This is a genomic window from Niallia sp. FSL R7-0271, from assembly GCF_038005785.1.
Taxonomy (GTDB): Bacteria; Bacillota; Bacilli; order Bacillales; family Cytobacillaceae; genus Niallia.
On sequence record NZ_JBBOTZ010000001.1, the window covers coordinates 1931607 to 1944081 of the forward strand.

The following is a 12475-nucleotide window of genomic DNA, read 5'->3' on the forward strand; positions in this document are numbered from 1 at the left end:
TTGTATAAATATGCTTGAAATATAATTTTTAATCATTTTATAATGTTAATAGCCAAAAATTTTGGTAAGATAGTATCATAATAGGGAGAAGGGAAAGGTTTACTTGAAACAAACAATCATCGATGCAATTGATCAGCATAAAAAAACATTTGAAGAAATCAGCATATATATCGGCGAAAACCCTGAGCTTGGCCATGAGGAATTCAAGGCAAGTGCAGTCTTAATAAAAACATTATTAGAACATGATTTCAAAGTAGAAAGAGATTTTTGCGGACTGCCAACTGCGTTCCGTGCCGTTTTTGACAGCGGGAAGGAAGGTCCAGTCATTGGCTTTATGTCAGAATATGATGCATTGCCAGAAGTTGGCCATGCATGCGGCCATAATTTAATCGGCACGATGGGAATTGCGGCAGGTATTGGCCTGAGCAAAGTCCTGGCTGAGACTGGCGGTAAAGTTATCGTTTATGGAACGCCTGCAGAGGAAACAAAGGGCGGCAAGGTTACCATGGCAGAACAAGATATCTTTTCTGAACTGGATGTAGCCATGATGGTCCATCCTCTTGATAATAATATGAAAAGCGGATCTTCCTTAGCGATGGATGCGATCCAATTTGAGTTCTTCGGGAAAGCAGCCCACGCTGCTGCAAGCCCTCATATGGGAATTAACGCATTAGATGCAGTACTGCAAACATTTAACAGCATCAATGCCCTTCGCCAGCATGTTACTTCAGATGCACGCATTCATGGCATCATTCCAGAAGGCGGCAAGGCAGCCAATGTTGTCCCTGATTATGCAGTTGCCCACTTCTATGTACGTGCAGCCAGACGAGACTATGTGAACGAGCTTGTTGAGAAGGTGAAAAAATGCGCAGAAGGTGCTGCATTGCAGACTGGTGCAACATTAACAGTGTCTAACTATGAATTCTCTTATGATGATATGATTACAAACGATACGCTTTCTGAAGCATTTAATAAGGAATTAGTTTCACTTGGCATACCTGCACAGGAAATCTATGAGCAAAGAGACGGATCTGGTTCCCTTGATATGGGTAATGTCAGCCAAGCTGTGCCTTCGATTCACCCATATATTAAAATTTGCAACGAAGCATATGCATGCCACACACATGAATTTAGAGAGGCTGCAATGACAGATCAGGCGAGAGAAGCAATGATTGTTGGGGCTAAATCGATGGCGTTAACAGGCTATGAAGTATTAACAAACAAAGAGCTGCTTCAACAAATTAAAGATGAATTTAACCGCAATAAATAACAGAAACCTCCTGGTGCGCTTGCCAGGAGGTTTTTTTTAAGAAACGCTTTTCCATAGTTTTCGTTTTTTGCTTGTGTTTAAGGCTATAAAAATAATACACACTGTTGAAGCAATCAATGACCCATGAAATATCCAAACCATCTGCTTTAGTGAGGTTGCTTCAAGGATGAGTGGAGCTATAACGAAACCTAATGCAAATCCAAGAGATTTGAGGAGCATGCCAACACCAAAGATTCTTCCTCTAATATGATTGTCTGTTTTTTGAAGCAATACAGCATGCAGGGTAGTAAAGGTTGCATCAAAAATTCCTGTGACAAATGCAAATATTAAGATAATCCAGCTGTTTGTGTTAGAAAAGAATATAATAAAACCTGCTGACATCAACATAGCAGACACGAAACAGGCATAATAAATGCTTCTTTCCGTCTGGAACTTAATTTTCGGCATAATCATTGTTGCAAAAACAGAACCAATTCCCCAAGCACCCCATATCAACCCATAATAAAGACTTTGTTTTTCTCCATTAATCACCTCAGCAAGCAAGGGAATTCCTAAATTATGAGAAGCACCTGCAAAGGAGCCGATTAAGAAAACAAGATTAACTAAAAGCAGCATTGGTGCTAATAAAATGAACGCATTGACTTCTCTCAGGTCATTGCCAAGACTTGTTAATACGCTTTTCATACTGCTAGCAGCAAGAGGAGTTTTCGTTTGTGCGGACGTTTGCCACTTCATCCGCATTAAGATAAAGGCAGACAATATATACGTTGCCCCATCAATAATTAGTGTGGCTTGATAACCGATAAGCTCCGTGATTATACCTGCGCCAATAAATCCAAACACAAGACTTACAGAAGTAAGCCGTGCGATTAAGGCGTTTGTATTAATCACTTTATCCTCCCCGAAAATTTGCGGGATTTCCGCACTGTAGCTGACAGCAAACAGGCTGGTCGTTAATCCGATCAGAAAGCATACAGTCACAATCATAACTGGATTTGGGTAAATCAACAGCAAAAGAATAATAGCTGCCCGCAAAACATCTGCTGTTATCATGATTTTCCGCCTGTCAAAACGGTCAGCAAGTACCCCTGAAAATAGGCTCGAAAGCACGCCGCCGAGTGTGCGGAACGCCATTGTCGCTGCTAGCCAACCAGTAGATCCTGTAGCAGCATACATTAAGACATTTATAGCGATTAAATCCATAAAGGTCCCTAAGTCGGAGAATGCCTTCACATATAAAAAAACTTTCTTATTCATCGCTGCTCCTTTAATATCAGTTATTTTAGACTATTCAGTTTTATTGTATAAGCAATACACTTATTTCGCAATGCGAAATTCAATCGCGAAAAAAATTTTCTTAATAACCTGCTAAGTGCTTTAAAAAACAAAAATTGGGGTACTTATTACTCATAATCTTAAACTTTAAAGGAGTGTTATTATGGAAAATAAAACGATTATGCAGTTTTTTGAATGGCATTTAGAAGCAGATGGGAACCATTGGAAAAGATTAAAGGAAAGAGCTGGTGAACTTAAGGAAGCAGGAATTGATGCTGTCTGGATTCCTCCAGTAACAAAAGGAATCACTGGTGATGATAACGGATATGGAATTTATGATTTGTATGACCTTGGTGAATTCGACCAAAAAGGAAGTGTCCGGACAAAATACGGAACTAAAGACGAATTAGTGGAGGCTATCCAGGCATGTCATAATGTTGGAATCGCTGTTTATGTTGATATAGTAATGAACCATAAGGCAGGCGCTGATGAAGCGGAAACCTTTAAAGTGGTTGAAGTGAATCCAGAGAACAGAGAAGAAGATATTTCTGAACCATATGATATCGAAGGCTGGACAAAGTTCACCTTCCCAGGAAGAAATGGTAAATACTCTGATTTCCAGTGGAATTACAACCACTTTAATGGAACAGATTATGATGCGAAAGAAGAGAAGGAAGGCGTCTTCCGCATTCTTGGTGAGAATAAATATTGGAATAAGAATGTCGATAAGGAACTAGGAAACTATGATTTCTTAATGTTTTCTAATATAGATTTTAATAATGAGACTGTCAGGGAAGAGATGTTTAAGTGGGGGAAATGGATCAGTGAAACATTATCGTGCAACGGCTTCCGTCTTGATGCGATAAAACATATTAATCATGAATTTATTAAAGATTTCGCCCTTGAGTTAAAGAAAGAACGAGGCGACGAATTTTATTTTGTCGGTGAGTTTTGGAAAGGTGATATTGAAGAGTGTCAGCAGTTTTTAGAAGAAATGGATTTCTCTATTGATTTATTTGATGTTCCGCTTCACTATAAATTACATACTGCTTCCATCCAAGGCAGTGAGTTTGATCTATCCACCATTTTTGAGGATACTCTTGTAAACCTCCATCCAACACATAGTGTTACATTTGTCGATAATCACGACACACAACCGAATGAATCGCTAGAATCATGGGTAGAGGATTGGTTTAAACAGATTGCATACAGCTTAATTTTGCTTCGTAAAGATGGGTATCCATGTGTGTTCTACGGCGATTATTACGGTATCAACGGTCCAGTGCCTGTTGATGGCAAAAAAATAGCAATTGATCCACTGTTATATGCTAGAAAAAGAAAAGCATACGGAAAACAAGACGATTATTTTGATGATAAAAATGTCATCGGTTGGGTTCGCCATGGCGATGAGAACATCGAAAAATCCGGCTGTGCTGTAGTTATATCCAATAATGTAGAAGGCAGCAAAAGAATGTTTGTCGGTCAAGAGCGTGCTGGAGAAACTTGGATAGACTTAACGAATACAAGAGAAGAGCAAATTGTCATTGAAGAGGATGGTTTTGCCGATTTCCCTGTTAATGGGCAAAGCGTGTCTGTTTGGGGATTGGCGGATTAAGTTTAAATTGATAAGTCGATGGATAATCGGATTCAACTGTTGATTTATAAGATTACTAAAAATTTTCTAGCTGTTGTGTAGGAAGGAGGCGAACTTGTTTAGTTCGTCTTCTTCTATTTTCAGTGATATTCAAATAGTATCTGCGGTTGTTTTTATTGTTTTGTGTCTAATTGTGTCTGGAGTAGTTTCCTAAGTAATCAAAAGATAATAACCTCTTCATTTTGCTTAACACGAACATTTTTTTATGTATGTGACAAGTTTTGCTCAATATTATTGCCCGCTTAAATGTAAGCGCTCTATAATAAAAGTATACAGTTGAATCTTTTGCAAACTATTGGAGTCCTATTAGTAAAGAGGGGGTTAGTACTACGGTTTGTGGGTGAAAGGTGCTTCAAATACAAAATGATATAGATTCAAGCCTACTTATTAACAATACTTAAAGATATTGAGGTGGCTTTAATTATGAAAAGTTTTCCTGTGCTGAGTTTTAATTTTATGTTGTACCATTTTACTAACCTCTTGCTCAAGTGATGATGGTACTATAGATAATATTAATAAAATGGATGAAGCGGAATACTCAGTATCTTTTTCAAATTTATTTACGACTGAAGGGTATTTGGCAACATTTAATAAAATAGCTAGAATTTACTCAATACAGGAGTCAAGTAAGTTTTTAAGTAAACTAGAAAGTTCAGAAGGCTTATTGGTGATAACCAAATTGAACAAAATAAAATATATTATCTTTATCAATATCAAGTAGGTAAAAAAAATCAAGGAGAAATTCAAAGCTAAGCATTAGAAGATGGTGAAAAATAGGGGAGACAGTTCTAGAAATAGATAAGGATTGGGAGGATATGACGTTTGTTCTAGTTGATGAAGATGGAATGCTACTAGTAAGAAAGGAATGGCTTCATACGCCATTCCTTTTTATCGTTTAAAAAAGACTGTCAATTCCTTGATAAGCAAAGTAGGCACCGAATAATAATAAGGTTATGCCAGAAATGATAGAAATCATTCTTAATGTTGTGAGATTTAGGAATCTCCTAAAACTTGAGGTTAGTGCAGCGACAATAACATCCCAAATTATCAGCCCTAAAAATATCATACTGCTGTACACTAGCAGCATCCCTGTACCGTTTTCACTTGCTGTTTTCGCTAAAATAGACCCATAAATTCCAAGCCAAAACAATATAGATAACGGGCTAGTCGCAGACATAATGAAGCCAGTAATAAAGCATTTGAACAAGGAATCTCTTCCTCTTAACGAATCAAGGGTAATGGAATTGGAGCCTTTAATACTTTCTATGCCTGTATAAATGAGGATAAATCCGCCGAAGAGCCAAAGAAATACTTGAATGAATGGTATTTCCAGAAAATTGACCATGCCAATATAGACCATTAACATAAAAAGCCCATCAGCAACCATTGATCCAAAACCAACAATATAGGCATGCCAAAACCCATTTTTAATACCTTTATCAAGACGAGCAGAATTAACTGGTCCTATTGGGGCAGCTAATGTTAACCCTAAAAGAATATAGCTGAATAAAATACTTAGGCTCAATCCTTTTCCTCCCATCACAACTGCTTGTACATCCATTATTATGTTTTAGTGGAGACAAATATGTTTCATGCGAGCATTTATCTGAATCTGCTTTTTTACAGAAAAGTTTAATCAGCATATGCTTTTGTCTGGCAGTCTGCTATTCTATAAATAATAAAATAGAAAGCGGTGACAAAATGATACGTTTTGGAATTGTTGGGTCTAATTGGATAACGGAGAGATTCATTAAAGCAGGTAGACAGCATGCAGATTTTACAGTAACGGCTGTTTACTCACGGACAGAAAAAAAAGCAAAAGAGTTTGCTTGGAAGCATCAAATAGAAAATGCATTCAATAGTTTAGAGGAGATGGCGCAATCTAGTGAGATTGACGCAGTATATATTGCAACACCGAACAGCCTTCATTGTGAGCAAGCAGTGCTGTTTATGAACAACAGCAAGCATGTGCTTTGCGAAAAACCATTTGCTGCAAATAAGCTGGAAGCAGAAATAATGATTACAGCTGCAAAGGATAATGGGGTTACGCTAATGGAAGCAATGAAATCAACGCTCATGCCAAATTTTCTTGCGGTGAAGGAAAATCTACATAAAATCGGTAAGATTCAATCGTATTTCTCAACGAATTGCAGATTATCGCCTTTTTATGAGCAATATAAACAGGGAGAGCTGCCGAATCTTTTCAACCCTAAGCTTGCTGGCGGATCTCTAATGGATTTAGGTGTATACACAATAGCCCCAATCGTAGATTTATTTGGTGTTCCAAAAGCGGTGGATGCAAGCGGTAACGTGCTAGATTCGGGTGTGGACGGAAATGGGCAAATTACCCTTCACTACAGTAATTTTAAAGCGAATGTAATGTTTTCTTGTATTTCAGAATCTACGTTGCCGACAGAAATTCAAGGCGAGGACGGAACAATCCTTGTTCATCATATTTCTAGTCCTAAAAAAGCAGAAATCCTTTTTTCAAGTGGGGTAGCAGAGGATATAAGCGAACAGGAGCAATTTGATCCAATGTACTATGAAATCGAGGAGTTTATTGATCTAATCAAGTCTGAGTGTCTCGAATCACCACGCAATACATGGACGAACACGATGGCTGTGATGGAAATTCTAGATGATGCAAGAAGACAAATGGGTGTCGATACGGTAACGACTGACTAGAAAGGAGCTTCTTAAAAAGTGTATGAATTGAAGACAAAAGAAACAGATAACAGTGTTATTGAATTTATTGAAACTGTGGAAAATCCGAAGAAAAAAGAGGATGCCTATAAATTGCTGGATATCTTTACTGAAACAACTGGTTTTCCAGCCAAGATGTGGGGACCAAGCATCATTGGCTTTGGGTCGTATCATTATAAATACGCTTCAGGTCACGAAGGGGATGCACCGTTAGTAGGATTCTCACCTCGCAAGGCCAAAACGAGCCTTTATTTTGCGCCTGGAGAATCAAAGCGGGCTGAAATGTTAGAGCGGTTTGGCAAACATACAACTGGCAAGGCATGTGTCTACATAAACAAAATTGCAGACATTGATATAGCTGTTTTACAAGAGCTGATTATTGCTTCTGTTGATTTTTTGAAAGAAACGTATCCAGAGAAGTAACAGCAGGATAGAAACCTAATCCTTATTAGGGGATATATTTTACTAAAAAAATTTGTTAAACTATAATAATAACGTTTAAATGGAATAAAATGCGTTAGAAGAAACAAAGAGGAGTAAGTATATGATTGTTAAAAATGAACAAGACATCAATGGTCTAAAGGAAATTGGAAAAATAGTAAGCTTAATTAGGGAAGAATTATATAGAAAAACTGTTCCTGGCATTACAACAAAGGAACTGGATGAGCTTGCAGGAAAGCTATTTGCTGAACATGGTGCTGTATCTGCACCACAGGATATGTATGATTTTCCAGGATATACATGCATTTCTGTAAATGATGAAGTAGCTCACGGCATTCCAGGCAGCCGCATTATTCAAGAAGGCGACTTAGTAAATATTGACGTTTCTGCCAGCAAAAACGGCTATTTTGCTGATACAGGCAAATCTTTTGTTGTCGGCAATGGTGATCCAAACTTAGTGAAGCTGTGTGAAGTTGCGAAGGAAGCTTTTGAAGAAGGACTAAAATGCTTTAAACCAGGCGGCAAAAAGAACAGAATCGGAAAATTTGTTTATAATACCGCTAAAAAACATGGATTTACAGTAATCAAAAACCTTACTGGCCATGGAATCGGTACATCTCTGCATGAGGAGCCTGAGCATATTCTCAACTATTTTGATGCATGGGATAATGACCTTTTGAAAGAAGGAATGGTTATTGCATTTGAACCATTTATTTCGACAAGTGCTGAAGAAGTATATGAAAAATCAGATGGCTGGACTTTCTCAACGAAAAACAAAAGCTTCGTAGCACAGTATGAGCATACAGTAATCATTACAAAAGATAAGCCAATTATTACAACACTATAAATAGTACAGCCGGCAGATTTTCCATTTCTGCTGGCTGTATTTTTTTGTGTGTAAACAACTTTTTTTAACTGTTTTTTTCAGAATATTTTAGTACTTTAGCAGAGTAAACTTTATGGTTGACATCACTAGTAACCTTCCCGTATTGTATATATATACCGCCCGACGTATTTTGATTTATGGGGGAAATGGCTGTCGTATTAATACAGCCATTAGTGCTGCTTTTCGGATATTACTATTGAATCGGCTGGTTTTTAAATTAGTCTACACCAAACTATAACAGGTGTTTTTTTTATGCGTTTATCGTCAAACATCAGCTGTATTCACAGCTTATACAAGCTATAAGTAATCTCCCAACTTCAACTAGACAATTAACTTTTAAAGGAGAGAACACTTACATCATGAGCAATGGTAATAAGCTCGGACTAGCCATATTGACATCACTTGTTGTCGGCAATATGGTCGGTTCTGGAATTTTTATGCTTCCTCGCACATTAGCAGAGGTAGCAAGCCCAGCTGGGGTTATACTTGCATGGGTTTTAACTGGTTTAGGAGTATTAGTCACAGCCCTTGTCTTTGGGAATTTAGCAATCAGGAAGCCAGAGCTGACTGGCGGGCCGCAAATATATGCAAAGCAGCTGTTTAAAGAAGGATCAAATCTATCCTTGCTGTCCGGTTTTATGTCGTCATGGGGATACTGGATTGGTAATCTTGCAGGAAATGTTGCAATCATCACGACATTTGCTGGTTATTTATCCACGTTTTTCCCTATTTTAACGAGTGAAGCTGTTCTCTTTACAGCAGGATCCTTTACTTTAAAAGTCGGCAATACATTTACATTCGCAGTTTGTACGCTTTTATTATGGGGAACACATTTTATTATTTTGCGTGGGCTTGAAAATGCAGGGAAACTGAATTTCCTTGCGACTGCAGCGAAAGTGGTCGGTTTCTTGCTGTTCATTATTATTGCACTGTTTGCTTTTGAATCAAGCAATATATTGCCATTTGCAGAAGCAAAAACAGATGCTGCCGGCAATTCAGTAGGTCTACTTGGGCAAGTTAATAATGCAGCTGTAACCACACTGTGGGCATTTCTCGGTGTTGAATCTGCGGTCGTGTTTGCAGGCAGAGCGAAAAGGAAAATAGATGTGAAGCGTGCTACGATTTTAGGATTGTTGCTTGCACTTGCGATTTACATTGGGATAAGCACATTGGTTATGGGACTGTTAAATCAGGAAGCACTTATTTCCTCGCAGAAACCATTGATTGATGCTATCGAGGTCGTGCTTGGACCAATTGGCGGAAAAGTTCTAGCAGCTATTGGATTGATCAGCTTGTTCGGTTCAACAATCGGTTGGGTCATGCTAAGTGCAGAGATACCATACCAAGCCGCAAAGCAAGGTATCTTCCTGACACCTTTTAAGAAAGAAAACAAACAGGGCATTCCTGTGTTTTCCTTAGTGCTGACAAATATCCTTGGACAGCTATTTATATTTTCGACCGTGTCTAACAGCATTTCACAAGCATTTGATTTTGTCATTTACATTGCGACACTAGCATATCTTGTTCCATATTTAATCGCCTCGTTGTTCCAAGTGAAACTTACTTTCACTGGAGAAACATATGGTCAAAGAAAAGGACGAGTTACAGACATGATCATCGGTTTGCTTGCCTCTGTTTACTCTATTTGGGTAATAATTGCCGGGACAGCAGATATTAAGACATTTATGTTCGGAATCATTCTCCTTGCTAGCGGAATCTTGTTTTATGCAAAAGTACCCCGCAATCAGAGTTTGTCTGATAAATAAAAAGAGCGAAGCAGCTATTAAGCTGCTTCGCCTTTTTTTTATAAAGAAGAAGAAGGATTATCCTTTTCCTCCCACTCGACATTATGTTCCTCTGCAAGTTTATCAATTTCATTTTGATATTCACGAAGTAAAGACCGAGCTTCCTCCAGCATGCCATTCGCTTCTTCTATTAATAATGGGTCTTGGGTTTCAAGGGCCCTTACAATTTTCACGAACGCATTATACTGAAGATCTGCTCCTTCTATATATTTTTCATGAACAGCTCGTAACTCCTCTGTATCAATCGGAACGGAATTCAATTCTTTAATGAATTCATTATAAGTGGGGATGACAGTAATCACTAACGCATCATACATTGTCACGTCATCCGTATAGTTAATGCCAGATACTTGGTCATATGCACTAACAGCTGTTGCTTCAAGCTCAAATGCTGTTGTCATTTCACTGTTCACATAATTCATTAGATCATCTTGAATTGGATCATTAAAGCATGCAGATAAAACGAAGATAATGGGTAAAATGGTGCAAAAAATAACTTTTTTCACTTAATAACCTCCTTACCTCAATTTATGAAAGAGTGGAAGTCCACTATGTATAGCAGAAAAGCCCATTTATTCTAATTCAGGAAAATAATTACCAGAACTATCTTGTAAAGCAAAATAGTGTATGATATCCTCTAAATATAAGCTATATTGCAATGCAAAATAGCGATTAAGGTTACGTGAAGGGAAAGAAACAAATGTCTTCAAGTCAAATGCTTAAAGGAGTGCTGGAAGGGTGCTTATTGGCAGTCATTTCAAAAGGAGAAGTATACGGATATGAAATGATTGAAAAGCTCGAAGCGTATGGCTTTACTATGATAAGCGAAGGCAGTATTTATCCAGTACTGTTGCGTATGAAAAAAGAAAAGCTCGTCCATGTTGAAACAAAAGCATCCCCATCAGGTCCTAAACGAAAGTATTATACATTGACAGAGGAAGGACACCACCAATTACAGCAATTTGAAGAAAGGTGGCTGCTGCTTTCCAACAGTGTCAACGAACTATTAAAAAAAACATAAAGGAGGACATAAAAAAGTGGAACTGTCGGCAAAAAGTCAGGAATTCATTGATAACCTTCATTTATACCTTATGACAAGCGGTAAAAAGGACAAGGAAATAAATGAAATAGTAGAGGAACTGACAGATCATTTATTAGAAGCAGAAAAGGATGGCAAGGACATATCTGAAATCACAGGTGCTTCCCCGAAAAGCTATATGGAAAGCCTTGCACAGGAGATGAAAACAGATTATGGGGAGTGGCTTAAGTATATTCCGTTGCTTTTTTTAAGCATCATCTCCTACCAGGTTATTGGTGATGCCTTATTAGGTGAGTTAAGTTATACGTTAACAGTCATTATCGGTCAGCCAATTGTCGTTGCTTTTATGCTTCTGTTATATGTTTTAACCTTTAAAACCTTTGCATCCCGTTCGAAAGCATTGTCAAAAAGAATGGCCATTGGTATATTCGTACTCAATGTACTGTCTACCGCAGCCTTTTTCTTCATATTGTATTTCGGTAATAAAGGTACACCTGTCCTTATCATCGACAGTTTGCTTGGAAAGCTGGGAATAGCTGCAGTTGCTTTCGTTTTCCTGGCATCGTTTGCATGGTGGTCTAAATCATGGGCACCATTCATCCCATTAGTCGTCTATGTTCCAACATTTGCTGTCGAGTTTTTTCCCTTTTCAGTGGAGGAAAAAGCATTATATTCATCCATTATATTTGTTTTGCTTGCTGTAACGTATTTTCTGATTGTCTTTCTAAAAAGCAGAAAAGAAAAAGCAAAGACAGCATAAATTTAAACTGTAAAATAAGAATGGATAGGTAAGACGAACTAGCAGTGAAGCGACTTGACACTGCTTTCGCCATTAAAGCGGATAGTAATAATATTCCTTTCTTATCCCGAGAAAAAATTAAACTGTAAACACCTTTAAAAAAGGTGTTTTTTTTAAAAACAATAATTGAATATTTATTAATAATATTGTATAAATATTATATAAAGAAACGTACTAAGGAGAATAACGATGGAATTCCATATATCCAATGAACTTCCGACATTTGAACAGTTTGCACAGCTCCATGAAGACAGCGGACTGCTTCAAAATAAAAAAGGAAATTATACACGAGAACAATTATTTGAAGCAGCGAAAGGCAGCTGGTTTTATACAGCGATTTATCATAATAATACATTAACAGCTTTCGGCAGAATGATTTCAGACGGAGTATATCAGGCACTTATATGTGATGTGATGGTAAGTCCTGATATGCAAGGACAAGGTTTGGGCAAAAAAGTCATAGAAGAGCTTTTACAAAAATGTAAGGACAGCGGGATTCAAACTGTTCAGCTTTTTTCGGCAAAAGGCAAGCATTCTTTTTATAAAAAATTAGGCTTTCAAGAACGAGATACAGATGCGCCTGGAATGACGATGTTAATTTAA

12 protein-coding genes are annotated in these 12475 nt (G+C 37.7%); 9 read left to right on the forward strand and 3 right to left on the reverse strand.

The annotated features are described in order from the left end of the window. The first annotated feature begins 103 nt into the window (after positions 1-103). Entirely contained in the window at positions 104-1270 is a 1167-nt protein-coding gene (locus MKX82_RS09910; RefSeq protein WP_341076810.1) for a M20 family metallopeptidase, read from the forward strand. Positions 1271-1306: 36 nt separating this feature from the next. On the opposite strand, the gene MKX82_RS09915 is transcribed toward MKX82_RS09910, so the two are convergent. After that, entirely contained in the window at positions 1307-2527 is a 1221-nt protein-coding gene (locus tag MKX82_RS09915; protein WP_341076811.1) for an MFS transporter, read from the reverse strand. Positions 2528-2705: 178 nt separating this feature from the next. Between MKX82_RS09915 and MKX82_RS09920 the strand changes: the two genes are divergently transcribed. After that, positions 2706-4160, forward strand: a complete 1455-nt coding sequence (locus MKX82_RS09920) for an alpha-amylase (RefSeq protein ID WP_233314754.1) — start codon at positions 2706-2708, stop codon at positions 4158-4160. Between the two features lie 934 nt (positions 4161-5094). Here the strand turns inward: MKX82_RS09920 and MKX82_RS09925 are convergent. After that, on the reverse strand, positions 5095-5724 hold the full coding sequence (locus MKX82_RS09925) for a LysE family transporter (RefSeq protein ID WP_237941416.1): 630 nt from the start codon (positions 5722-5724) through the stop codon (positions 5095-5097). Positions 5725-5900: 176 nt separating this feature from the next. On the opposite strand from MKX82_RS09925, the gene MKX82_RS09930 reads away from it, so the two are divergent. The 4 genes from MKX82_RS09930 to MKX82_RS09945 all read left to right on the forward strand — a co-directional run bounded on the left by MKX82_RS09930 (position 5901) and on the right by MKX82_RS09945 (position 9995). Further along, entirely contained in the window at positions 5901-6884 is a 984-nt protein-coding gene (locus MKX82_RS09930) for a Gfo/Idh/MocA family protein (protein WP_251646130.1), read from the forward strand. 18 nt (positions 6885-6902) lie between these two features. After that, on the forward strand, positions 6903-7325 hold the full coding sequence (locus MKX82_RS09935) for a DUF1801 domain-containing protein (protein ID WP_233313868.1): 423 nt from the start codon (positions 6903-6905) through the stop codon (positions 7323-7325). A 121-nt stretch (positions 7326-7446) separates the two neighbouring features. Then, on the forward strand, positions 7447-8190 hold the full coding sequence (gene map, locus MKX82_RS09940) for a type I methionyl aminopeptidase (RefSeq protein WP_233313867.1): 744 nt from the start codon (positions 7447-7449) through the stop codon (positions 8188-8190). 398 nt (positions 8191-8588) lie between these two features. Beyond that, a complete protein-coding gene (locus MKX82_RS09945; RefSeq protein WP_341076818.1) occupies positions 8589-9995 on the forward strand; it encodes an amino acid permease in 1407 nt (468 codons plus the stop codon). A 38-nt stretch (positions 9996-10033) separates the two neighbouring features. Here MKX82_RS09945 and MKX82_RS09950 read toward each other — a convergent pair whose 3' ends face one another. Beyond that, positions 10034-10540: a hypothetical protein gene (locus tag MKX82_RS09950; RefSeq protein WP_233313865.1), complete on the reverse strand. Its 507-nt coding sequence runs from the start codon at positions 10538-10540 to the stop codon at positions 10034-10036. A 194-nt stretch (positions 10541-10734) separates the two neighbouring features. Between MKX82_RS09950 and MKX82_RS09955 the strand changes: the two genes are divergently transcribed. The 3 genes from MKX82_RS09955 (at position 10735) to MKX82_RS09965 (ending at position 12475) form a co-directional block, all read left to right on the forward strand. Continuing rightward, on the forward strand, positions 10735-11055 hold the full coding sequence (locus tag MKX82_RS09955; protein ID WP_237941418.1) for a PadR family transcriptional regulator: 321 nt from the start codon (positions 10735-10737) through the stop codon (positions 11053-11055). 16 nt (positions 11056-11071) lie between these two features. After that, positions 11072-11833: a DUF1129 family protein gene (locus MKX82_RS09960; RefSeq protein WP_341076822.1), complete on the forward strand. Its 762-nt coding sequence runs from the start codon at positions 11072-11074 to the stop codon at positions 11831-11833. A gap of 228 nt (positions 11834-12061) precedes the next feature. Further along, positions 12062-12475 (forward strand): GNAT family N-acetyltransferase, encoded by a 414-nt coding sequence (locus tag MKX82_RS09965; RefSeq protein ID WP_233313862.1) that lies wholly within the window; start codon positions 12062-12064, stop codon positions 12473-12475.